The organism is Streptomyces sp. NPDC013157 (assembly GCF_042899865.1).
Classification (GTDB): domain Bacteria; phylum Actinomycetota; class Actinomycetes; order Streptomycetales; family Streptomycetaceae; genus Streptomyces.
In genome coordinates this window covers 14,136-37,158 of the sequence record NZ_JBIBAK010000034.1, presented here as the reverse complement: position 1 = coordinate 37,158, position 23,023 = coordinate 14,136, and the positions used below count along the sequence as shown (strand labels likewise).

Sequence of the window (23,023 nt, the reverse complement as noted above, 5' to 3'; positions counted from 1 at the left end):
GTGGTGGACGGCACGGCCAGGAGCCGGGCGTCCGCGCGCAGCACCCGCTGGTACAGCGTCTGCAGACCCGGACCCGGATCAACCCCCAGCTCCTCGGCCAGGAGCGTCTGCGCCTCCCGGTACACAGCCAGCGCCGCCGCCTGCCGCCCCGACCGGTACAACGCCAGCATCAAAAGCTCCCGCAACCGCTCATCCAGCGGATGCTCGGCCACCAGCCGGTTCAGATCCGCGACCACCTCCGCATGCCCGCCCAGATCCAGCTCCGCCCTCACCCGGGCAGCCTCCGCCGACAACCGCAACTCCTCCAGCCGCCGCCGATGCGTCAGCGCGAACTCACCCCGCACACCCGCCAGCGCCGTCCCCTCCCACAGACCCAGCGCCTTGCGCAACAACCCCACCGCACCCACCACATCCCCACCACCCCGCAAACCCTCCGCCCGCACCGTCAACTCACGAAACACCCCCACATCCACCTGCCCCGCCACCACCCGCAACTGATAACCGTCCCCCGCAGAACGAATCACCGACGACACCGGATCCCCACCCGGCTCCAACGCCCGCCGCAACCCATGAACATACGTCCGCAAAATACCCAGCGCCGACGCCGGGGCACGACTGCCCCACACCGCGTCGACCAGCCCGCTCGCCAGCACCTGCGAACCCTGTGCCAGCAACAACACCGCCAGCACCGCCCGCTGCTGAGGCGGACCCAGATCAACCTCGTCCTCGCCACGCCAGGCCCTCACCGGACCCAGCAGCGCAAACCGCAACCGCTCCTCCAACCGGCTTCCTTCCCGGGGGATCCGCCGCCGAAGTCGGCTGACAGGCACGGCTTCCTGGGCACCCACACGGATCACCGCGAGTCTACCAACGGCCAATACAGCAAGGCGGATTAGCCGTGTGGCGACTGCAAAGGGAGGTCACGCACCCTGCCCGGTATCGAGCGAACCGATGCGGTCCGTGCAGCTGTGGGCCCAGATCTTCCGAGGCCGGGGCGCGGCGGCGCCGGAGGTGATGGCGGCGTGGTTCGGCTCGGCCCGAGACGCCCACGACGGGCGGTGGGCGGTGGACACGTCCGGCGCCATGCCCGCCCCCGTGCCGCACAGTGGCTTGGCCATGCCCGCGAGCTGCCTCAGGGAAGCACTGATCTGCTACGACGCGAGCTTGGCTCCGTCATCGTCGTGGAGGGCCGGCACACCTGCGAGCTTTCGCGGAACCGGACCGATGCCCTCCATGGAGGCGAACCAGGTACGGACGCCGGTGATGTAACTCTGGGAATCGTTGGTCGCGGGAACACCCTTGGCTTGGCGAACCGCATCGATGCCGACGTCGTACGCCGTAAGCGTCAGATCCAGCGTGTTTCCGGTCACTTCATTATGATTCAGCAGATCCTGCACCTGGTCCGACAGTTCACACAGGAACTTTCCCTGCGCGTCGATCGACTTCTTGGGGTCGAACGGATCGGCGTCGGCCCCCTCAATGCGCGAGAAGGCGTCCGGGGGTACCTGCGATATGCCCTTGGCGCCGTTCGGGCCGACAAATTTCGAATCGAAGCCGGATTCGTATTCAATCTGAGCGGCGATCACCACAGGCCCGATGGCGTCACATATTCCACCGGCGTCCTCGATGGCGTTGAAAAGATCCTCTGGCACAGTGCAGGGTATGCCGCCGCCTACTACGCTGTCAGGGGGTGTCACTTCGAGCTTTCCGCGACCATCGCCGGTGATTATCGCTGCAGCTCGGTTCGAGGTGCCATTCGGGTCGGACTGCGTTTGCTGGCGTTCTGCGGCTTCGCAACTCTGCTCGGCGACCGTGAGGCCGCTGCCAGGATTACCCACATTCCCGAGACCTGACAGAGAAAGGCCGTGGAAAATCATGAAGATGATGACGAGAGGGAACAGCAGCACCGAGAGCCCGCCGACGATCACGACGGAGCTGATCACGACGGTCCCTCCAATCGGAATAGCTAGGCACCCCAAACCACCTGCTGCCGCTGCGGCCACCGTGCTCGAATTAGTGCCGGTTGTCACCTCGTTTTCCTTCCTGTCAATGAATTCGGCTCTGCTGTTGCCGGTAGAAATGTTCCTCCTTCAGCACTACGAGCTTGCGCGGCTGTCAGTTCACTCCGTGGAGCGCAGGTGCCGGAGCCTCGGATCTCGCGCCTGCCGATCGGCGGCGCCGGCGGCGCCTTTCCGGCGATCAGCTCATCTCGGCGGCCGGGAGCGCATCGGCCCCTGCCTGCCGGACCTGTTGGTACACGGTGCTGGCGAGCATGGTCGGCGCACTGTTTTCTCCGGTGACCGTCCCCGACATGGCTATGTGGAGTCTGGCCCACTCCTCATAGTTGGCCTTGGCCAACTCGCGGTCTCCGGTCTTCTCGAATTCCTCTCCGGCGCTCAGGTACTCCTGCGCGAACATCGAAGGGTGGGGCTTGGAAAGTTCCATCATTTCCTTCCGGGTGAGCTACCCTCTCCCTTGATACAACGTCTTCGAGTGGGATTCGGGTCAAGAACCGAGCATCTTTTGTCCAGCCGAGCGAGGAGGTGTTCGCCGGTCGCACCGCCGCCATCGCTCGGCTAGGTCGCGGTGGCCACCCAAGCCCACATGAACCGAAGGTGGCCCGGGGCCGTTGTAGGGAGTGCAGGAGTTTCTCCTGCAGGTAGAACCTTCGAGACAGAGAACGAGTGGCGAAATGGCAATAGATTATGGGCGCCTGCTTTTTAGTACTTACATATGGGATAAAAACTATGCTTATGCGAATCCGGCAGAGTACCTGAGCGGTGGACGTCTGGCGGAGTATGCGAATGCGGATACGCATGCGTTTTTTATGAGTAAAGGATTCGCTGTCAAGGGTGAGGGTTATCCGGGCGGTATGGGTGGTGTTGTGATGCATATAACCAAAGAAGGACATGAGTTCTATGTAGGGCGGCAGTCGCAGATCTCAAAAGCGGATCAGGAGCTCCAGCGGGCGGTGGATCTGCGAGCCGCGGAGGAAGAATACAAAGCGACTCAAAAAAGGCAGCTTGACGCGATTCTGGATCGAAAGAAGAATCGGGTATTAATTTCAGATGGCCACACTTCGCCGTTTGCGGTTGCTCTGATTCCAGAGAAATCGACGGCTGAAGCTTCTGCATCCAGCTCTCGGCCGCGAAGCGATCAGTTCGGTCGGGCTGCCAGATCGCTTCCGGTGCCGGCGGGTGACTTGGCACCCCGAGCGCCTGCCCATGTCCCATCGCCAGGCCCGAACGGCCGCCATCTCTATGCCGGACACACCCCGTGGATGGTCCAACAGCCGATCCCCGCCGCCTACCCTCCGGGCGGTGCCTGTCCTCCCGACGGCGCCCTCCGCGCCGTACCCGCACCCGCCACCATTCAGCCGCCGCGTCTCGTCGCACCGCCTTACCTGCCGAACCCCTACGCCCGCTCGGCGTCCCACGTTCCCGAAGCCGCCCGTGTTCCTCAGCCGACCGTCTCCTACCGGATGCCGTACGGACATGCGTACGACACCCGGTACGTTCCCGCACCGAATCAGCGGTACGGACCGAGGCCGGCTCAGTAACTCCCGTCCGCCGCTGAGGAGATGCTCCTCAGCGGCGGGCCTCCTCTCCTCCGGGCAGCTGATGAGGTCATGAACGGCCGGGGCTCTTGGCCACGGGGGTGACGGGCCTGGAGGGCGGGGCCATGCGGTGCCGGTGACGGAGGGTGCGGTCGAGCTCGTGCCACTGGCGCGCCGCGCGGCGATGGCCGCGACCTGGCCGCTCATTGTCGGCCCCGCCCCACGGGCCTCGGTGTACTCGGGGCCGTCGAGCTGTCGGGAGCGGGACTGATCCGTGCTCGCAGTCCGCGTCCGGGGCCGAGCAGCGTCCTGCACAGCGGTGGACATGCCCGAAGCCGCCTCGGTGGCCGAGGTGCTGCTTTGCGGTGATCCCTTCGCCGTGAGTCGCCGTTTCTGGATCGCGCGCACGGCGACCTGCGTCACGGTGCCCACCAAGGCCCCCACCTCGGCGCCGAGGACCATACCTGCCGGGCCGGCGACGGCGAGGCCTACGACGGCTCCGGCAGCCATGCCTCTGAAGATCCAGGGGTTCTCCTTGGCGAACTTGACGGCGCGGTTCACCCAGGGCTTCACCGCCTGCCATCCGCGCCTCGCCCGGTCGAGCAGCTTCCCCGGGGCCGACCGTGCCGGCGCCGGCGTGGAACTGTCGCGCGGCGGAAACGGGTCGGTCTTTGAGCTCGGGAGATCCTCCGCGAACCTTGAACCCGCCGAGTCCATGAGTGTGGCGGCGGACCGGTGTTCCGGCGCAGGAGCCGCCGTAGATGCCGTCTCCGTGCGTCCCGAATCGGGCTCTCCTGGCAACTCGAACCCGGTTTGCGTGGGCTGGGGCAGGATCTGCTGCACGTCAGCGGTCGGTGCCTGGAGCGTGTGCCATTCCTGCCCGCTGCTAGGGGCGACGTCTGGCATTCGGTCCTCCGGTGGTGAGGGTTTCCTCGAAGAGTTGGAGAAGGCGATGAGGCCTCCTACAGGAGCTACGAGCAGCCCGCCGCACTGAGTTCATCCGTTCTTCGGCGTCACACCACGTACCCTCCGTCGCGACCTGCACGGGCGGAGGCGAGGGCATGCGCACGGTTACGGCACGGTCCCGACGCCACACACCATGTCCAGAGCGTCGCTCCCGGACCAAGCAGCCAGGCAGGTGAAGTCGGCTGCCCACCGCTCGTTTGGACGGGACGCGGTGAAGCCGCGTCGCAGCAGGTTCGTGGCCCGCTGGCGGCCGTCGTCCCCGATGGCGGTGGTCCCCGTGAACAAGGCTGATCCGCGTCTTCAGTGCGTAGCAGGTGCATCGCGATACACCTGGCGGTGCGCGTCGATGAACGCCATGAGCGCTTCGACGGCCGGTCGAGGGCCTCGCTCAGCCCGAAGAAGCTCAACGCACAGCAGGTTTGAACTGTGCTCGGATCCGGCCCGTCCTTGAGTTGTAGGTGGATGCCTCAGACGGGAGCTTGAGATGGCAGAGGACGCAGCAGGAAACGGGGCCGCGAGGGACAACACTCCAACACCCGAAGTTTCCTCCGTTTCGACTGGTGCCACGTCTCTGCGTACGCAGAGACGTCTGCCGCCGCGGCCGAGTGGGCCCGTGTCCGTGGATCAGGCAGCGCGGGCTGCTGGGGGCTCCGCGCAGGGCATTTCCTCCGGGTCCCGCAGACCGCCTACTGTCTCGGCGGCGGCGTGGGACAGGGCAAATGCTCGGTGGAAGGGTGTTGCCCAGGCCGCCGCGGCGGCTACTCAAGCTGATATGCAGCGTAACGCTCCGGCACCCATCGTTTCGAGCAAGCGTCCATACACGCCTGCCACGGGAGCCACGAAGGGACGGGGGGGATCGCGGTGATCAACTCGTCACCACCGGCACGGACACCAGCCACTACGGCAAGACCCGGGCGATGGCCTGGGACGGATGAATCCGGGACTCACCCCGCGCGGCCCGTGGCTGGAGTGCCGGGAGGAGGAACCGCTCAGACGGTGGTGCTCAACTTCATCGTCACCCACACCGAACTCCGTCCCGCCCGTCCTCTGGCCGGGGACCTGTGCCGCCTCCACCGATCCCGGAGTGTTCACCCGCAGTCGTCCGCCCTGGTAGAGCGACAAGACCTCCTTATCGCCGGCTGACAGTCCCATGACATCGGCCCGGCACCGTGGGGCCATGTTCACGATCGAAGACAGAGAACAGCAGGCGGACCGGACGGTGCCGGCAGGGGGCGGTCATGGCTGAGCGTGCCGCCGTGTCCCGTGAGTCTCCTGGCCGCGGCCGCGCCGTGCCGGCGGTGGTGCTGGCCACGGTGGTCGCCGTCGCCGCGGTCGGTGTCGCCGCTGTGGTGCGGCACTCGTCCGACGCTCGGGACCCGCATGCCACCGCCGAGCCTTCTGTCCACACCGCCAAGGTGATCCGCCGGGACCTGAGCGACAGTCAGACCGTAGTGGGGCAGCTGGGGTTCGGGCCGGTGAAAGAGCTCAAGGGCGCGGGTACGGGCACTCTGACGAAGCTCCCGCCCGACGGCACGACGACCGGGCGCGGCAGGGCGCTCTACCGAGTCGACGACAAGCCCGTATCGGTCTTCTACGGGGACACCCCTTTCTTCCGGGATCTGAAGAAGGTCGGCGTGATCGGAAACGATGTGACCGTCCTGCGGAACAACCTCGCCGCCCTCGGCTACGACGTGGGCGACGAAGGGGCGGTGCGGCGCTCGGCAGGTCAGGCGCCGGTACAAGGCTCGACACTCACGCCGTCCCTCGTGGCGGCGTTGAAGCAATGGCAGCAGGACGTGGGCCTCAAGCCGACCGGTGAGCTGAAGGTGGGTGACGGGGTCGTGCTTCCCGGGCCCGTGCGCGTGAGCGGTGTGAAGGCGCAGATCGGCGATCCGGTGGCAGAGGACATCCTCGGCTACGTCGCGCCGAAGAAGGTGATCACCGTGCCCGTCGACGCCCAGCAGGTGTCCGCGATCAAGCCCGGTGAGCCCGTGACCCTCATGCTGCCCGGACGGAACGTCCCCGGCACGGTGTCGGGGATCAGCGGCACCGCACAGGACGCCTCCTCGCAACCGCCCGCCGGAGACGACTCCACGTCCAAGATCGACGTGACTGTCCTGCCGAAGCGTGCGTCGGACGTGGCGAACCTCGATGAAGGCGACGTCCCGGTCGAGTTCGTCTCCGAGATCCACAAGAACGTGCTCACTGTGCCGATCGGCGCCCTGCTCGCCCTCAGCGGCGGCGGTTTCGCCGTGCAGCGACCCGGCGGTGAACTGATGAGGGTGCGGACGGGCATGTTCGCCACAGGGCTGGTCGAGATCAGCGGCAAGGGTCTCACCGAGGGACTGGACGTGGTGGTCGCCTCATGACCTCGCAACCGCCGGACGGGCACGCGCCCCGTCCCGTACTGCTCGTGGACCGGGTCAGCCGGACCTTCCCGGGCGGTGTCACCGCGCTGCACGAGGTCTCCTTGACGATCGAGACGGGCGAACTCCTCGCCATCGTCGGGCCGTCGGGGTCCGGAAAGACCACACTGCTCAACCTCATGGGAACGCTGGACCGGCCGAGCAGCGGTCTCGTGGAGATCAGCGGCACCGACGCCACGGCACTCGACGACCGGCAGCTCTCCACACTGCGGGGCCGCATGCTCGGCTTCGTCTTCCAGCAGTTCCATCTCACCGACGGGCTGACCGCGGTGGAGAACGTGTCGACCGGGCTCCTGTACGCCGGTGTACCCCGCCGTGATCGCCGTCGCCTGGCCGAGGAGGCTCTCGGCCGGGTCGGGCTCGCGCACCGCACCGGTCATCTGCCGGCACAGCTTTCCGGCGGCGAAAGACAGCGCGTCGCCGTCGCGCGCGCGCTCGTCCACGACCCGGCCCTGATCCTCGCCGACGAACCGACCGGCGCGCTGGACACCGCCAACGGAGAGTCGGTCATGGAACTTCTGGCCGATCTCAACCAGGAGGGCACGACCATCGCCGTCATCACCCACGACCGCGACATCGCCGCCGCGCTCCCGCGCCGTGTGGAGATCCGCGACGGACGTCTGACAAGCGACACGCGCGGGGGAGCGACCAGTGCCCTCCGATAGCCACGCGAAGCCGCCCCCGCGCACGACCGCCGAGAACGACGACACGAGGACGGCCCAGGTGGTCCGCCTCGGGCCCGTCGACCTGATCAGGGTCGGCATCATGGGACTTCGCATCCGCAAGGTCCGGGCCCTGCTCTCGGCACTCGGCATCTCGGTGGGCGTCGCCACACTGATCCTCGTCACCGCCGTCCCCGCCTGCAGCCAGCAGGCACTGCTGGACAGACTGACCGCGCTGGGCACCGACCGGCTCAAGGCCCAGCCCCTGGTTCCCGCGGGCCAGAAAGCGATCGAACTGCCGTCACAAGCAGCCGACATGGCCGCGAGGATCGGACCCGTCACGGCCACCAGCGAGGTCGCCAACACCCACCGGTCCGTGCGGCGCACCGAGGCCGACGACCCCGACGACACCGCCGCGCTGACCGTACTGGCGGCCCGGCCCAACCTGCTCGACCTGGTCGAAGGCTCGGTTCACACCGGACACTTCATCGACGCGAAGACCACGGCACTTCCGACGGCGGTCCTCGGGTACCGGGCCGCCGGCACGCTCGGCTTCAGCCATCTGACGGTCGGCGCGGACGCTCCGCTGCTCCGGCTGGGAGACCGGTGGTTCACCGTGACCGGCATTCTCAACCCGATGCCGCTCGATCCCGACCTGGAGCTGTCCGTGTTCGTCGGATGGAGCGCGGCCCAGCACTACCTGGGCTTCGACGGGCATCCGACCGTGGTCTACGCGAAGGCTCCGGACAGCGCGATCGACTCCGTCAAGTCGGTGCTCGCCGCGACGGTCTATCCTCCGCTTCCGAGTTTCGTGAGCGTCACCAATCCCTCCGACGCGCTCAAGGCCAAGCGCGCCGCCCAGAGCACCTATTCGACGTTGTTCGTCGCGCTGGCCGGCATCGCGCTCGCGGTCGGCGGAATCGGCGTGGCCAACACCATGTACATCTCGGTCCTCGAACGCCGCCGCGAGATCGGCCTGCGACGCGCTCTGGGGGCCAGCCGTGGCCACATCCGCGGCCAGTTCCTCACTGAATCGGTGGCTCTGACGCTGCTGGGCGCGTCCGGGGGCGCCGCCGTCGGGACGGCGTGCACCACCGCCTACGCGGTGATCCAGAACTGGCCTGTCGTCATTCCCCTCGGCGTGTTCGCCGGCGGCGTCGGCGCCTCCCTGGCGGTCGGTGTGCTGGCCGGTGTGTATCCGGCCGTCAGCGCGTCGCGGCTGACCCCGACCGAGGCGCTCGCCACGACATGAGCCACCGCGAACTCGGCCGCCCCGCGGATGACCCGGTGCCCGATCCACCCTCTGCAGAAAAGGAAAAGCACATGCCTGTGCACAAGAGCCGATCCGGGCTCGCCCTGCCGTCTCTCACCGCCGCCGTGATCTGCGCGGGCCTGCTTGTCGGCGGCTGCTCCAGCCAGGACCAGCAGGCCGCGAAGGCGGGCGTGGCCTCGTTGCCGCCCTCGGCAGGTTCCCCGGACTCCGCGTCCCCGTCCAGCGGTGGACGGTCCGCGTCTCCGGGTGATTCTCCGGGCGTACAGCTCCGGCTCGACGACACTGCCGAAAAGAGAAAGCAGATCCGGAAGATCTACGTGGCCTGTCTCGCCAAGAACGGCCTGGGGGCGAACGCGAACGGCCAAGTGAGTGACACGGTACGTGCGAAGGCGGTGGAGGCTTGCAAGGACAAGGCTCCGATTCAGCCGCCTGAGCTGGATCCCGCCAAGAATCCGCATTACAACGAGGACGTGGTGGCCGTCGTGAAGTGCCTCAGCGGCCACGGCATTCCGGCGGCGATCGTACCGGCCACCGACAGCCAACCGATGAGCTGGACACAGACCTCCGCCGACGTCCCCGACAACTACGACCAGATCAACACCGAATGCACGGTGAAGTCCTTCGGGTCTCACTCCTGACCATGACGAGCCAACGAAACGGATGTCCGCGCCACTCGGGGACTGCGGAAGGACGACATGTCGGTTCCCGTTCCGGAATCCGCCGTTGTGCCGTCCGGGGCCGGACCCCCAAGCCGGTTCGGGCGGACACGCGTTGGCCGGGACGGACTCATGCCGTGCCGCCGCCCCCGCTCCTGCCGGCCTTCGGCTGCCTCGGCCGTCCTATCGCCTATCAGAGCGATGAGGACCAGACGGAACTCTTCCACTGCCTGTACCAAGAAACATCTGGGATCACTTACATGTGCGCACACGTGCTGGTGGCGGAGGACGACGCCGATCAGGCCGAACTGGTTCGCCGGTACCTTGAACACGAGGGCCACACCGTCACGGTGGCAGATGACGGCCGTCTCGCTCTCGACCTGCTGCGCCGTCAGCTGCCGGACCTGTTGGTGCTCGACGTGATGATGCCTTGGATCGACGGCTTGGACGTGTGCCGCATCATCCGCGCCGACCCGCGTCTCGCGCACCTTCCGGTACTGCTGCTGACCGCCAGATCATCGGAGGACGACCTCCTGGCCGGCCTCGATCTCGGCGCCGACGACTACGTGACCAAGCCGTTCAGCCCGCGTGAGCTGATGGCCCGCATACGTTCGCTGCTGAGGCGTACCGGACGGACCACGCCCACCGCCACCGAGACGGCGGATCACGACACCGTCAGGCGCGCGGGTCCCGTGTCGGTCGACGTCGCACGACACGAGGTACACGCGTACGGGCAGCACATCACGTGCACGCCCGGTGAGTTCAGACTGCTGGAGATGCTCGCCGAGCATCCCGGTCACGTGCTGTCCAGAAGTCAGATACTTGAGCGTCTGCACGGCTCCGATCCCTTCATCACGCCCAGGACCGTCGATGTGCACGTCATGAACCTGCGACGTAAGCTGCGCCTGGCGGCCGGTGACAGTCGGCCCCCCATGCCGCTGGTGACCGTGTACGGGGTGGGCTACAAGCTCGTGGACGGGCATCAGGAGCCACGCCGTGGATGAGGCGGGTCCGCCGGCTTTCGCCGTGCGGCTCCGCGGTGTGCTGCGCGCCCGGCTGGTGCGACCACGGAGGCTCGATCCCCGCATCTCCGTGGTTCCGCTACGGCGCAGCCTGCTGATGCGTCTGCTCGCGGCATCAGCCCTCGTCTCGGTCTGTTCGGTCATCGTGACGGCGTGGGTGGTCTCACAGACCACCGCCGTCGCGCTTGGCGGCGAGCAGGGGCAGGCGCTCGCCGACGAGGCCCACGTCTACGACAGCCTGGTGGGCTACGCGGCGACCCATACCAGCTGGAGCGAGGTGCAGAGCACTGTGGAGCGACTCGGCCGGCAGGCGGGCCACCGGGTGGTTCTGACGGCCGAGGACGGACGGATCCTGGCGGACTCCGCACCTGAGCGCGGCCACGTCTTCCAGCCGCCTCCGAAGGCGACCGCCGTCGTGAATCCGCTGTCCGTCAGCGCACAGCTGGCCACAGCCCCTGGTGCGGACGGCGTCCAGGTTCCCGGGACCGCGGGCTCGGCGGCATCGGTGATCGACTCCAGGGTGGTCGGTCCTTTCGAACTGTCTGCCCAGGAGACCCGGCGCCTGCGCGTCCTGGCGGGCCGGGTGGCGAGATGCGTGCATGAGGTCGCGGGTGTGCAGGCACGTGTCCAGCTTCTGCCGAGCGGGCGTCCGCGCGTGATCGTGCCCGGTGTGGACGACTACGGTTCCATCGTCACCGGGCCGTGTGCGGGAAGCATTCTCAACAAGCCCGTGGCGTCGGAGACGAAGCCGCTGGAGAACCTCAACTCGCTCGTCAACTCCTGTCTGCGGCACCTGAGTACCGGGACGGTGACTCTGGAGATCACGGGAGGCTGGACCCCGCACGGCACCCCCGCTCCCTCGGACGACGCCGTCTCCTCGTGCCTCGCGACGAGCCGCGCGCAACAACTCGCACCGTACGTGGCGCCCGGGGCGTTGCTTTACGTCGACAGCAACAGCCGTACCGCGAAGACGTTCTTCGACCTGTCCGCCGCGAACAGGCTGAGGATCGCAGGCTGGGGGGCCGTCGTCCTCGTGGTCACGGTGATCGTCACGAGTCTGGCCGGTGTCCGCCTGGCGCGGCCGCTGCGCAGGCTCACCGTAGCGGCCACGCGCATGGAGGACGGTGATCTGACCGCCAGGGTCCCCGTACGCGGCCGCGACGAGGTCGCCCGGCTGGCGGCGGCTTTCAACGCAATGTCCGAGCGCCGCGAGAAACTGGAGATTCTCCGCCGTGACATGACCAACGACATCGCGCACGAACTGCGCACCCCGGTGAGCAACCTCCGCGGCTGGCTCGAAGCGGTGGAGGACGGTCTCGCCCGTCCCGACGCCGACTTCGTGACATCACTCCTGGGGCAGGCCCTCCAGTTGCAGCACATCATCGACGACCTCCGAGACCTCTCGGCGGCGGAAGCCGGCGAACTCCGTCTGTCCCGTGCTCCGGTGCGGGTCGCCGAACTCCTTCTGAGCGTGGTGACGGCCGGCCGGGCGGCGGCCGCCCCGGCCGGTGTCTCCCTGCGCAGCGAGGCGGACCCAACGATCATGGTGCTCGCCGACCCCGTCCGGCTCCGGCAGATGGTGGACAACCTCGTGTCGAACGCGATCAGACACACACCGGCGGGCGGAACGGTCACGCTTCGTGCAGACGTCGAGCACCATGACGGGCCCGACCACCACGACACGGGGCGACAGAGGCACGAAGGCCGCACCGTTGTCATCGACGTGTCCGACACGGGATGCGGCGTCGAACCGGCCGAACTCCCACACATTTTCGACCGCTTCTGGCGCGCCGAGAAGTCGCGCAACCGGCGGAGCGGCGGCAGTGGCCTCGGGCTGGCCATCGTACGGCGCCTGGCCGAGGCCCACGGCGGCTCGGTCACCGTCACCAGCACGGTCGGCAGCGGGTCGACCTTCACCCTCAATTTGCCTTTGTGAGCGCGCAATCCGGCTTGATCCCGCTGAACGCCGCCGATTCCTGCTGACGCCTGCACCCCGTTCACCTTGCGAAGCCCGGCAACGGTGTCACCGTCGTACGCTCGCGTAGTTCATCTCGTTGGCATGACGGCGTACGGCCGGAACAGCCTGCTGAGGGTGCAGCAGGGTGGAAGGGGCGGCCGGGACAGGGTGACGCGCGGCCGAGGCGGAGAAGTCCGGCTTGTTCATCCGCTCGTCGGGGAACCGCGAGGACGGGACGACACCGCGCAGCTCCGGCTCGGTGAGAGGCGAGATCGACCGATAGCGGCGATAGCTGTTGTCGTAGGTGAGCTTGTCCCCGACGTTCGCGTGAGCCGCCCACATCTGTGCACTGGTGAGGACTTCGTGCACTGTGTGGTGTCCGTGTTCCACGAAGGCGGCGATCGCGGCGAGCCGCACAAGTTCGAGGTCGATGTTCCTCACACCCCGGTCCTGTGCCAGTCTGGCGATTTCGAGAAGGACCATGGTCGATCCGGAGAGGCCGGTGGACACAAGCCCTCCGGTGGGCTCCGCGTCCCTGTGGGCGGAGCAGGAGACCGGAAGCGATACGTACTGATCACCCCTACGCCATGCGACGAACCCTCCGTCACTCCCCGCGGACCGGGACGCGAACAACATCTCGTCCGTGGAAAGCGGCGGATGTACATTCCGTGCCCACCTGCGTTGCAGACTCGCGGGTTGGTGCACCCTTTTCGCGCGCTGCGGTTCCAGGCTGTCCAGGCACCGGAACTCCGTCAGCCCACGGAACGCTCGGGTGCGTTGGCCCGCGAGGAGGAAGGCCACGGTCTCCCTGAGGTTGCCGGAGTGGACGACTCGCCGCAGAGCCGCCATATCGCCCCCTACGGCGCCTGGCTGCGTCGCGTCGGTCTCGGCGAAGTTCTTGATCCTGGCCGGATCGATCTCGCTCACCATGCTCCATGCCGCCGACGCGACCGTACGCATCTGCGCGGTGACGTCCGTGCGCCTGTCGATGATGTAGCGCGCCAGAGCGGCCTCGAACAACTCCGCCTCCCTCTGGTACTCGATCGCCGCGGTGTCACAGGCGGAGGCGTCCTGAGGAACGAAGCGTGGCGGCGGTCGGTGGGACGGCTGTCGCTGTGCCGGGGCCGGCGCGGGCTGGAGACGGGTGACGAGCGGCGGAAGCCGGTTCGGCGGGGCTAGGGCGGGCGGCGGGGCGACGATCCGCGGGAGTGGGGCGACGACTGGCGGAAGCGGGGCCGGCGGCCGCGCGGAGGCGGCCGTGGGCGCGTACCGAAGCGGGGGCGCGTAGGACTGCTGTGCGTAAGCCTGCGCATGGGATGCCGCATACGGGACGTGGGGCGCGGCGGCGGGCCGTGCGGGCACGGGCGCGGGCACCGGATATCGTTCGGTTGGTGGCGCCGGTGGAATGTAGGCCGGGGGCAGCGCCGCCGCCGAGGCTTGTTGTTGCCGCTGCACAACGGCTTGATGGCGCAGCGCCACATCGTGCTGCACTTGATCCCGGGATCGTGGATCCGGCTGGGCGGGAACTCCGTAAGGGTAGTGTCTCGAGGCTCCGTACACGGGCAGCATCCTTTCGTGGTTCCCTCGGGTGACGCCCTGACGCCCTGACGCCCTGATGCGCAGTGCGGCGACGACGTGGAGGGGGATGCGGCCCACCGACAGGCGCGCGGCACCCCTGGCGTGTCTGGTGAAGAACCGCATAGGTAATACGCGTCATGAGGCACCCCGGGTTCACGTGGGGACGGAACAGCCACGGACAGGAGCTGCCCCTTCTCGCATCCCGAGGCAGCCAAGTCGGAGAGCGCCCACAGAGCAAGTTCCGGGCAATGAGGGGGTGTCGGCGCCGCACGCGGTGCCGGCCGACTACGCCCGGCTCGGCCGGGCGCGGAGGCCGGGGAAGCGGGCGCAACTGCCGCGGGTGCGTCCTCGCCGACGGGTAATGTCTGAGTATGACGGATCTTCTGGTTGACGCGGGGCCACCGGACTCCGAGTTGGTACGCGCCACGCTTGCCGGTGACGTCGGCTCCCTCGGCCTGCTGCTCGCCAGACACAAGGCAGGCATGTACGCGGTCGCGTTCGCCGTACTGGGCCACGGCCAGGACGCGGAGGACGCCGTGCAGGAAGCGGTGCTCATCGCGCTGCGCCGCATCGGCGACGTACGGGACCCCGACGCGGTCGGGCCGTGGCTGCGGATGGTGGTGCGGAACGTGTGCCGCGCCCGGTTGCGCAGGATGTCGGCCGTACCGATGGCCGAACCTGCGCAGGCGCTCACGACGGACTGGTCGGACGGCCCGCCGGACCCGGCGGAGATACTCGACCGGCACGCACTGCGGGACTGGGTCTGGAGCGCGCTGGAGGACCTCTCGCCCCCGCTGCGGCTCGTGGCCATGCTGCGCTTCTTCACCGGCGCCACCTCCTACGAGGACATCGCGGCGCTGTGCGGCACACCCGTCGGCACGGTACGCAGCAGGCTCAGCCAAGCACGGAAGAAGCTGGCCGAGGCGCTCATCGGTACCGCGGACCGGGCCCACCACGATGCCACCGCCCTCACAGAGCTGCACCGCAAGGTCGCCGAGGAGACCATGGCGTCCGCCCGCCACGGCCGGCTCGCCTCAGCACTGTCCGACTGGTGGTCGCCGCAGACCGACATCACCTGGCCGACAGGCAAACGCACGGACATCGACTACCTCCCGGTGTCCCTCGACCGGGACATGTCCGACGGCGTACGCCACCAGCTTCTGAACGTGGTGGCCAGTCGTGACGTGGTCATCTGGGAGGCAGCCCTGCTCAGCCCGCCGGAGGACCCGTTCCACTGTCCGCCCGGTGTGGTCTGGGTGCACTTCATGAAGCAGGGCCGGTTCAGCAGGATCCGTCTCCACCATCCACGCAGCAGCTGAGAAAAATTCGCGGCCCTGCGAACTTTCCCGGCGCCCGCCGCATCGTGTGGGTGTGAAAGCAACGAACCACACTCTCGGCGGCCGACGGACCGGGGAGGCCGCCCCGGCTACCGCACGGACCTGTGTCGTCGACGGCGTACGCCAGGTCTATCGGGTCGCGGGTGCAGGGCCCGTGTGCCTCGTGCATTCCGGTGGACCGGGCGTACACCCGGAGTACCTGCGCATTCCTGCCTTGGAACGTGAACTGACGATGGTGTACGTGGACCCCGTCGGCTCCGGGGACAGCGACTTGCTGGTGGACGGCGACTACTCGATGTCCCGCTACGCCCGCTTCGCCGCGGCCGTACTCGATGACATCGGCGCCCCGAGCGGACACTTCATCGGGCACTCGCACGGCGGCTTCGTGGGTCTCCAGTTCGGCCTGGACCATCCAGGCCGTCTCGACGGCCTGATCCTTTACGACACTGCACCGCTGAACGGCGGCGAACTGAGGGAAACCGCCACCACGGAGATGGCCGCCTTCGCGCGGCGCTGGCCGGACCGCCCGGAAGCGGCCGAGGCGGGCCGCGTCTGGGACGCGGTCAACGTGACGAAGACGCGGAAGGTCATCGACAACGAGACCTACCTGGGCTATCTGCACGGCATCTTCCCGGCCTACTTCGCCGACTACCGGGAGACGGCCGGGCGAGTGGGGACCGGCCTGAACCTGCGGGGCACCTACGATCCGAACCGGCGTCCGGCTGACTGGGACGTGCGCGACCGGCTCGGCGCGATCGACGTGCCGACGCTGGTGATCGTCGGCACCCACGACTTCATCTGTCCGCCCAAGTGGGCGCACGAGTTGCAGGCCGGGATACCGGACGCACGGCTATGTGAGCTGAGCGGCAGCGGCCACTTCGGTCACATCGAGGAGCCGGACCGCTTCACCGCCGCCGTCCTGGACTTCGTACACGGCCCACCGTCCGGGAACGAGCGTGAACGTCATCGCGCCGGCCCGTCCGTCCGCACGGCGTGACTGCCGTGCGCCGTCCGGTCACGGACCGCGAAGCGGGGAAACCAGCCGCTCCCTGAGGGCACCGTAAATCTAGAAAAGGATTCATCATGGCGTTCGAAATTTCCCCGGAAACTCTGGAGAAGGCAGAGGCCGAGGTCATGTACGAGATCGAGGAAGGGGTCACGGAACCTGCCCGTTCGGCTTGGGGGCTGGACTCGACCCGACTGGGCGGCGGCGTCGTGCTGGCCATGCGGGACGACCCCAGTGACTACTGGAGCAAGGCCCTCGGGTTCGGCTTCGACGAGCCGGTGACGCTTCCACTGATGGAGCAGGTCATCGCCTTCTACCGAGAGCGAGGCGTCCGCAGGGCCACCATCCAGCTCGCGCCGTCCGTCATCCCGGACAACTGGTCGGCCATGTGCGAGAAGCTCGGCATCGAAGGCGGCCACGCCATCCGCAAACTGGCCGTCGACATTGACTCCGCCGTGAGCGCCAGTGCGCGTGCCAAGCTGGACGAAGGACTGGAAGTGGGCCCGGTCGGTCCCGCAGAGGCCGCCGCATGGGCCGAGATGCTGCCGCGCGCGATGGGCATGCCGGCGCAGGGGGCACAGGAGATGGCGGCCGCCTCGGTCCGCCGCCCCGGTTGGCACCCCTTCGCGGTCCGGGAGGCCGGTGCCATCGTCGCCATCGCGACCTTGCGCACCGCCGGTGAGGTGGGCAGCTTCTTCGCCGGGTGCACCTTGCCGGAAGCCCGCAGAAGAGGTGCGCAGTCGGCGCTGATCGCGGCCCGGGTCCGGGCCGCCCGGGACGCGGGCTGCCGCGTGCTCGTCGTGGAAACCTTCGACGAACCGCCGGGTACGCACAACTCCTCGTACCACAATCTGCTGCGAGCCGGTTTCACCATGCGATACAGCCGCCGGAACTGGATCTGGAACAACCCCGGCTCCGGCACATCGACAGGAACGGAGCCGGGCGCATGACGGCCGGAAAGGCAAAGGCCTTCAAAGCCGTGCATGCCGAAATGCTCGTCCGGACCCTCTACGAGGCGCATGGAAAAGCCTTGCTCGCCTTCGCGGAACGGTTGACCGGTGATCGACTGATCGCTGAGCAGGTTACCCAGGAGACGCTTGTCCGGGCCTGGCGGGAAAACGGGCTCATTGCCGGTCAGGGCCTGCCTCCGCGTGGCCTGCTGTTCACGGTGACACGGAACGTCGTCGCGGAACGTCGCCAGGCGGAGGTCATGAGTCCCCTGGCCTCGATCGTTCATGAAGGTCCGGCAGCTTGCTGACGCACCCTCCGTGGTGAGCGCAGGTGGGATTTTCGGGGGCCTGGGCACACAGGTGGCCCGGCCGGCGCCGCGGATGCGCGCCGGGTTCCGGGGCTCTGGTGAGCGCCGGTGAGGGCGGACGCCGTTGGAGCTGCCCGACCATCCGGCCCGCTGGCGGATCGTGGTGGTGGCCGCCGCGGCCGACACTCCGTTGCGCGCCAGGCAGGTGTGCGAGGGGGCGGACCTGGAGACCGCGCCCAGCGACATCAACACCACCCGCCTGAAGCTCAAGTGGCTCGCCGAGGAGGGGATCCCAGTGGCGGCCGGCCAGGTCCTTTTGGGGCCGAAACGGGACATAAAGTTACATCCCGCTCACGGGGGGGATTGGAAAGTGGTGATGCCTTGATGCTTTTCCAGCCTCCGGTCTGTGCTGGTCAGAACACGCCGGGCCGCAGCGGGTCATGACCTGCGGATCCGTCCTGGCTGTTCTCGTGCTTCGTGACGCGACGTCACGAAGCACGAGAACGGCCGCCTCTACTGTCCCGAAAAAGAGCGGACTATTAGCCTCGCCGTTTCACTTGGGTATGGCTGGCTTTGGGGCGGAAACGCGAAAGTGCCTTCCTGACCTGGGACGATGAACCTTGCTGAGGGGTTCTGTCGGTCCAGGCGGAGGGCACTTTCTACGTGCAGGCTATCGGGTTGCGTCCCAAGGTTCATGTCAGTGCCGATGGTTCGGGGGTGGTCGGGCATGCCGGGGCACGGTTGCTGGCAGATCTTGCTGATGCCACCGGGCTGACCGCCGCATACTCAGCCGCGCTCAGGCCGCTTCGGCCGCGAGGGACCGGGCATGATCCGGGCCGGGTCGCCACCGAGCTCGCGGTGATGCTCGCCGACGGCGGTGAGACGATCGCGGATCTGGCCGTGCTGCGGGATCAGGGTGAGGTGTTCGGCCCGGTCGCCTCCACGCCCACGGCTTGGCGATTGCTCGCCGACACCGACGAGGCCGCACTCGCTTCGCTTCGAGCGGTCCGCGCCACGGCCCGGGAAGTCGCCTGGATGCAGGCCGCCGAGACCGGCGAGGGCATACCTGCCGCTCGGGCCGGCGGACGAGAACTTCCCGGCCTGGTTCTGGACCTCGACGCCACGCTGGTCACCTGTCACTCGGAAAAGGAACAGACTGCCCCAACCTATAAAGGCGACTTCGGCTTCCATCCGCTGCTGTGTTTCCTCGCGAACACCGGCGAGGCCGTATCGGGGCGGCTGCGGCCCGGCAACTCCGGAGCCAACACTGCCGCTGATCACGTTGTGGTGCTCGACCAGGCGCTCGCGCAGATCCCCGACGCTCACCGGCACGGCACTGACATCCTGGTCCGCGCCGACAGTGCCGGATCCGCGAAAGCCTTCCTCGCCCATGTCCGCGACGTGCGGAAACAAGGAATCCGTACCTTCTTCTCAGTCGGATACGCGATCACCGAGCCGGTCCGCCGCGCGATCCGCTCGATGCCCGACCGCCTCTGGCATCCCGCCCTGGACCAGGACGGGGCACTGCGTGATGGCGCCGAGGTCGCCGAGCTGACCGGGATGGTCGACATGGACGGCTATCCGCCCGGCACCCGCATCATCGTGCGCCGGGAGCGGCCACACCCCGGAGCCCAGCTGTCCCTGTTCGATCGGGACGAGGGCCTGCGGCACCAGGTGTTCCTCACCGACACCCCCTACTCCGGTGGTGGTTCCGCCCAGTTCCTGGAGGTCCGTCACCGCGGGCATGCCACGGTCGAGGACCACATCCGGTGCGGCAAGACCACCGGCTTCGGCCGCTTCCCCTCCCGCGACTTCGGCGTCAACGCCGTCTGGCTCGAACTCAGCCTCGCGGCGGTCGACCTGCTCGCCTGGACGCGCGTCCTGCTGCTGGACGGGGAACTGGCCACCGCCGAGCCGAAGAAGCTCCGCTACCGGCTGCTGCACGTCGCTGCCCGCCTCACCCGCGGCGGCCGACGCCTGCGCCTGCGGATATCGGCGACCTGGCCATGGAGAAACGAACTGGTCGCGGCCTTCCACCGTCTCGCCGCACTGCCCCGTCCGGTCAGCTGACCGGAGAAACCACCCTGCCCGCCCACGACCCGAAGGACTCCGGAGAACCCGACCACCGCGCCGGGAATCCGCCATGTCCGAGCACCAAAAGTCACGTCGTTCACCCGGCAGTTGTCCCTCAGCGACGCCTCATCGCCCCAACCGAAACGGCGAGGCTAGTAGCAATACCGGTAACTTAGGGCTTTGGTGTTCGCTTGACCCGTTTGGGCTTGGTGGCGCCAACGAGGGTGATGGCCATGGCGGGTGAGCGATCTGCGGCCCGGTGGACGGCGCGTTTGAGGGGCCAGCCGACGACTTTGCGCTTGATCACGCGAGGGTTGGACCGGTGGCGTCGTCGTGGCAGGAGGCGTTCCAGGAGTTCAGCGTGGGTGGCTTTGACCGCGCGGGCGAGTCGGCCGGGGGGAAAACGCCGCCTGGTCGGTGACCTGGCGGCGCACGACGCGCAGTGAGCGGGTGAAGGAGATCCGGTCGGGGTCCCGGTCGGCTTGTCGTGCGGCCTGGTGCATCAGGTGCCGGATGGCGTGGTGGACGAGCAGGAAGCCGTAAAGTTCCTGCTCGGCCCCGTCAGGGTGCTGCGAACGCAGTACCAGGTGCGCCCCGCCGAGGTGGGTCTTGATTTCGTCCAGGGTGGACTCGAACTCCCATCGCTGGGCGTAGAGGGCGGCCAGGTCCGCGGCCGGCGCCATGTGCGGGTCGAGGATCGTGGTGAGGAGCCGGTAGACGCCCTCATGGCCGGCGATGGTGTACTCCACCGCACGTACCGGCACCCCACGACGGGTGTGGTGGATGTCGCTGCGGTCGAAGATCTCAGTGAGGTAGGAACCGTCCGACAGTTGCTCGACCACCGGCAGCACGAGGTCTTTGCGCACTCGCCACAACAGGTCCGCCCCCGTGGCCGCGGCTGCGCGCCACAGGTCCACGCTGTAGAAGCCGCGGTCGGCCAGCAGCAGCATGCCCGGCTGCAAGGACACCAGGACCGCCCGGGCCAGAGCCTGCTCTCCCGTGCGCAGAGCTCCGGTCGCAGCATCGAAGACAGCGTGGGAGCCGCACTCCACCAGGCCGACCATGCGCAACTGCGGGTAGCCGAGGTCCTGTTCACCGCGCCCGGAGCGGGGCGGACGGCCGAACGCCTCCACGTTCGCCTTCGTGTCGGGCAGGTCGAACGTGGTGCCGTCGATCGCGGTCAGCCGCCAGCCGCGGTAGAAAGCGCTCTGAGTGTCCGGTGCGGCAACAGGACGGCACACCCGCGCGAACAGCTGCCGCAGCGGCGCCGCCCCCAGCCGGGATCTGGCCTTCCAGATCGCCGCCGTACTCGGCACCACCCACGACGTACGCCAACGCCGCGCACCCTGCAGACCCGCGGTCAGCAGTCGCGCGACCTCCTCATAGCTCTGCCCGGAAAACAGGCACATCGCCAACACGAAGTAGACCACCAGCCGGGCCGGCAACAACCGGTTCCGCTGCTGCGCCCGCCCCGTCTCCGCCAGCACCTCGTCCACAAGCGACTGGGGAAACGCCTGGGTCAGCACCCCGCCCGCGACCCGGTCCGACAACCGCTCACCAGATGACTTCAGTTGACCCGCTCTCGCCACACCAGCAACAACGACCGGATTGCCCCTAAGTTACCGGTATTGAGGCTAGTAGGGCCTGTCGTCAAATTCCCGCCTGCTCCGCGACGCCATGCACGCTCCCTCAGAGGGGGGACCCCCACTCGCCGCACCGGGCCTCAGACCCGAGTACATCCAGTACGAGGGTCAGGGCCCGGCACTCCCCCAGCCTTTGGCCGGGGGGACCCCCAGAGCACGCACCTGACGCCGCGGAGCCGCCCGCACCTTCGCGATCCGCGCCAGGGTGGTCTCGTCGAGTGCGGCCAGCGTGCGGCGGGCGGTCGAGTCCGAGGCCGCAGCCCCGAACAGCGGCCGGTGATGGAGTTGGAGTTGCTCGGCCTCCGACAGATTCGCCGCCCCGAACACGATCGCGACTGCCAGTTGGACCAGCACCCCCGCGCGTTCCCGCCAGCCAGCCACCGTGCTGGACGGCAGCACCTTCGCCAGGGCCTGCGTGAGCCCTGTGCGGTCCGCGCACCGGCGCAGCAGCACCGCCCCAGCATGCCCGACCAGCCTCTTCCCGTCAGCCACCACGGACAGCCGACGGTCCCACCTTGTGCGCTCAACCACCAGAAAGGTGCCTTGCTCCCGCAGCGGATACGACGTAGACACTGGCATCCTTGCAGTTCAACGGCACCTTTCTGCTGCCAGGGCGTCAGACCGCCCCATTCCGCTGAATACCCAGGGCTAAGAGAACGAGGCCATCCGACACAACGTACCTCGACAACGCCGGGAGACTTCGCATCGATCGCCTCGTACGACCTTGACGACGCTCACATGCTCGTCTCCGGCCCCGCCTCCAGCCCGACTGATGCTGTTCTCGGCTGAGTGCGTTGAACCGTTGAGGCGAGTTCCACGTTGTAGTGAATGAAAGACAGTAAATAACAACGCAAACCAAGGAAGGTTTCATGCCGACGCTAAACGAGTACAAGACATCGATTGCTCACTACCTGAAGCAGAATCAGACCCGCAGTTTCACTACGGACGACCTCATTGCAGCCTTTGGGGCCACTGGCAACGATAGGCGGATCCTTGGTGCAGCCATTATTGATCTACAGAGGGATAGGGTGGTGATGCAGATCAATTCGCGCTTTCCGGGCCGTGCGCCGTCTTTCCAGTTCGACGTTCAATCAGAACGGAGTCGGGTTATAGCCTCTGCGGCTGCCGCGCAGGCGCAGTCAAATTCTCATTACACTGGAGACCCCACCTCCAGGCCTGTGCCCAGGTACGAGAGCCCAGCTCCTAGCTTTGTCAGCGGCAGCAGTAGCGTCCCGAGTTACCACAGCGGAACCGGCGGGCAGGCACAGGGCCGTCGTTGAGCAACGAAAAAAATTCCTCTGTCGTGATTTGACCCGGGAGCGTCTACCTTCTCCTGTCGGCCTTGGAACGCGCCCAGGACGGTGCCGGGTACATCCTGGTGGGTCCCTGCACGCGCGGCAGGGGATGCGGGCCTGGTCAGATCCGTCACTGATGCGGTGTTCACGGGCCCCGTGAACACCGCAAACGGCCCCCTGGGCGGTGCGCTTCTTCAGCATTGCCAGGACTTCGGGCGGGTGACGCCACGTTCGAGGCGTGTTCTTGCCGCAGTCAGGGCGCGGTTGACGGTCTTCTCGGTGAGGGTGAGAAGCTGTTGTCTTTCCGGGCGTGAT

19 protein-coding genes and 1 pseudogene are annotated in these 23,023 nt (G+C 67.7%); 12 read left to right on the top strand and 8 right to left on the bottom strand.

From position 1 onward, the window contains the following. The 4 genes from ACFY6U_RS51660 to ACFY6U_RS51645 all read right to left on the bottom strand — a co-directional run. The coding region (locus ACFY6U_RS51660; RefSeq protein ID WP_390050045.1) for a BTAD domain-containing putative transcriptional regulator at nt 1-782 on the bottom strand (782 nt) is incomplete at its 3' end. 138 nt (nt 783-920) lie between these two features. Then, the gene (locus ACFY6U_RS51655) at nt 921-1,118 is read right to left on the bottom strand and encodes a hypothetical protein (protein ID WP_360251771.1); all 198 of its coding nucleotides are present in this window, start codon (nt 1,116-1,118) and stop codon (nt 921-923) included. Between the two features lie 33 nt (nt 1,119-1,151). After that, entirely contained in the window at nt 1,152-1,943 is a 792-nt protein-coding gene (locus ACFY6U_RS51650) for a lytic transglycosylase domain-containing protein (protein WP_390050044.1), read from the bottom strand. A 256-nt stretch (nt 1,944-2,199) separates the two neighbouring features. Next, entirely contained in the window at nt 2,200-2,448 is a 249-nt protein-coding gene (locus ACFY6U_RS51645) for a hypothetical protein (protein ID WP_390050042.1), read from the bottom strand. A gap of 3,312 nt (nt 2,449-5,760) precedes the next feature. Between ACFY6U_RS51645 and ACFY6U_RS51640 the strand changes: the two genes are divergently transcribed. From ACFY6U_RS51640 to ACFY6U_RS51615, 6 genes are all read left to right on the top strand, one after another. Then, nucleotides 5,761-6,891 (top strand): peptidoglycan-binding protein, encoded by a 1,131-nt coding sequence (locus ACFY6U_RS51640; protein ID WP_390050040.1) that lies wholly within the window; start codon nt 5,761-5,763, stop codon nt 6,889-6,891. Next, nucleotides 6,888-7,613 (top strand): ABC transporter ATP-binding protein, encoded by a 726-nt coding sequence (locus ACFY6U_RS51635; RefSeq protein ID WP_390050038.1) that lies wholly within the window; start codon nt 6,888-6,890, stop codon nt 7,611-7,613. The genes ACFY6U_RS51640 and ACFY6U_RS51635 overlap by 4 nt, the downstream gene beginning before the upstream one ends. Then, a complete protein-coding gene (locus ACFY6U_RS51630) occupies nt 7,600-8,862 on the top strand; it encodes an ABC transporter permease (protein ID WP_390050036.1) in 1,263 nt (420 codons plus the stop codon). The genes ACFY6U_RS51635 and ACFY6U_RS51630 overlap by 14 nt, the downstream gene beginning before the upstream one ends. Continuing rightward, a complete protein-coding gene (locus tag ACFY6U_RS51625; protein WP_390050034.1) occupies nt 8,859-9,521 on the top strand; it encodes a hypothetical protein in 663 nt (220 codons plus the stop codon). The genes ACFY6U_RS51630 and ACFY6U_RS51625 overlap by 4 nt, the downstream gene beginning before the upstream one ends. A gap of 278 nt (nt 9,522-9,799) precedes the next feature. Then, nucleotides 9,800-10,543, top strand: coding sequence for a response regulator transcription factor (locus ACFY6U_RS51620; RefSeq protein ID WP_360567258.1), 744 nt, complete (start codon nt 9,800-9,802; stop codon nt 10,541-10,543). Beyond that, entirely contained in the window at nt 10,536-12,497 is a 1,962-nt protein-coding gene (locus ACFY6U_RS51615; RefSeq protein WP_390050032.1) for a sensor histidine kinase, read from the top strand. Before ACFY6U_RS51620 ends, ACFY6U_RS51615 begins: the two co-directional genes overlap by 8 nt. Before the next feature lie 87 nt (nt 12,498-12,584). Here the strand turns inward: ACFY6U_RS51615 and ACFY6U_RS51610 are convergent, their stop codons facing one another. Continuing rightward, nucleotides 12,585-13,001 carry a hypothetical protein gene (locus tag ACFY6U_RS51610; protein WP_390050030.1) on the bottom strand — a complete coding sequence of 139 codons (417 nt, stop codon included), beginning with the start codon at nt 12,999-13,001 and terminating at the stop codon, nt 12,585-12,587. Nucleotides 13,002-14,467: 1,466 nt separating this feature from the next. On the opposite strand from ACFY6U_RS51610, the gene ACFY6U_RS51605 reads away from it, so the two are divergent. The 6 genes from ACFY6U_RS51605 to ACFY6U_RS51580 all read left to right on the top strand — a co-directional run bounded on the left by ACFY6U_RS51605 (nt 14,468) and on the right by ACFY6U_RS51580 (nt 19,767). Then, entirely contained in the window at nt 14,468-15,415 is a 948-nt protein-coding gene (locus tag ACFY6U_RS51605) for a sigma-70 family RNA polymerase sigma factor (protein WP_360251745.1), read from the top strand. Between the two features lie 46 nt (nt 15,416-15,461). Then, complete coding sequence (locus ACFY6U_RS51600; RefSeq protein WP_360251742.1) at nt 15,462-16,430, top strand: alpha/beta hydrolase; 969 nt, start codon at nt 15,462-15,464, stop codon at nt 16,428-16,430. An 86-nt stretch (nt 16,431-16,516) separates the two neighbouring features. Next, nucleotides 16,517-17,389 carry a GNAT family N-acetyltransferase gene (locus ACFY6U_RS51595; RefSeq protein ID WP_390050027.1) on the top strand — a complete coding sequence of 291 codons (873 nt, stop codon included), beginning with the start codon at nt 16,517-16,519 and terminating at the stop codon, nt 17,387-17,389. Continuing rightward, a complete protein-coding gene (locus tag ACFY6U_RS51590) occupies nt 17,386-17,697 on the top strand; it encodes a sigma factor (protein WP_390050025.1) in 312 nt (103 codons plus the stop codon). The genes ACFY6U_RS51595 and ACFY6U_RS51590 overlap by 4 nt, the downstream gene beginning before the upstream one ends. A 124-nt stretch (nt 17,698-17,821) precedes the next feature. Continuing rightward, a complete protein-coding gene (locus tag ACFY6U_RS51585) occupies nt 17,822-18,082 on the top strand; it encodes a hypothetical protein (RefSeq protein WP_360251733.1) in 261 nt (86 codons plus the stop codon). 248 nt (nt 18,083-18,330) lie between these two features. Next, complete coding sequence (locus ACFY6U_RS51580; RefSeq protein ID WP_390050048.1) at nt 18,331-19,767, top strand: IS1380 family transposase; 1,437 nt, start codon at nt 18,331-18,333, stop codon at nt 19,765-19,767. Nucleotides 19,768-20,126: 359 nt separating this feature from the next. On the opposite strand, the gene ACFY6U_RS51575 is transcribed toward ACFY6U_RS51580, so the two are convergent. The 3 genes and pseudogenes from ACFY6U_RS51575 to ACFY6U_RS51565 form a co-directional block, all read right to left on the bottom strand. Next, complete coding sequence (locus ACFY6U_RS51575; RefSeq protein WP_360251730.1) at nt 20,127-21,359, bottom strand: IS4 family transposase; 1,233 nt, start codon at nt 21,357-21,359, stop codon at nt 20,127-20,129. A gap of 162 nt (nt 21,360-21,521) precedes the next feature. Further along, complete coding sequence (locus ACFY6U_RS51570; protein ID WP_360251727.1) at nt 21,522-21,992, bottom strand: transposase; 471 nt, start codon at nt 21,990-21,992, stop codon at nt 21,522-21,524. Between the two features lie 916 nt (nt 21,993-22,908). Further along, nucleotides 22,909-22,998 (bottom strand): annotated as a pseudogene (locus ACFY6U_RS51565) (IS5/IS1182 family transposase); the annotation flags it as partial. Nucleotides 22,999-23,023: the final 25 nt, after the last annotated feature.

Bases quoted from the DNA above. Each gene is read 5' to 3' on its own strand.
- ACFY6U_RS51590 (WP_390050025.1), top strand. From the start codon at position 17,386: ATGACGGCCGGAAAGGCAAAGGCCTTCAAAGCCGTGCATGCCGAAATG.
- ACFY6U_RS51610 (WP_390050030.1), bottom strand. From the start codon at position 13,001: ATGGTCCTTCTCGAAATCGCCAGACTGGCACAGGACCGGGGTGTGAGG.
- ACFY6U_RS51640 (WP_390050040.1), top strand. From the start codon at position 5,761: ATGGCTGAGCGTGCCGCCGTGTCCCGTGAGTCTCCTGGCCGCGGCCGC.
- ACFY6U_RS51595 (WP_390050027.1), top strand. From the start codon at position 16,517: ATGGCGTTCGAAATTTCCCCGGAAACTCTGGAGAAGGCAGAGGCCGAG.
- ACFY6U_RS51655 (WP_360251771.1), bottom strand. From the start codon at position 1,118: ATGGCCAAGCCACTGTGCGGCACGGGGGCGGGCATGGCGCCGGACGTG.
- ACFY6U_RS51645 (WP_390050042.1), bottom strand. From the start codon at position 2,448: ATGATGGAACTTTCCAAGCCCCACCCTTCGATGTTCGCGCAGGAGTAC.
- ACFY6U_RS51625 (WP_390050034.1), top strand. From the start codon at position 8,859: ATGAGCCACCGCGAACTCGGCCGCCCCGCGGATGACCCGGTGCCCGAT.
- ACFY6U_RS51570 (WP_360251727.1), bottom strand. From the start codon at position 21,992: ATGCCAGTGTCTACGTCGTATCCGCTGCGGGAGCAAGGCACCTTTCTG.
- ACFY6U_RS51635 (WP_390050038.1), top strand. From the start codon at position 6,888: ATGACCTCGCAACCGCCGGACGGGCACGCGCCCCGTCCCGTACTGCTC.
- ACFY6U_RS51605 (WP_360251745.1), top strand. From the start codon at position 14,468: ATGACGGATCTTCTGGTTGACGCGGGGCCACCGGACTCCGAGTTGGTA.
- ACFY6U_RS51620 (WP_360567258.1), top strand. From the start codon at position 9,800: ATGTGCGCACACGTGCTGGTGGCGGAGGACGACGCCGATCAGGCCGAA.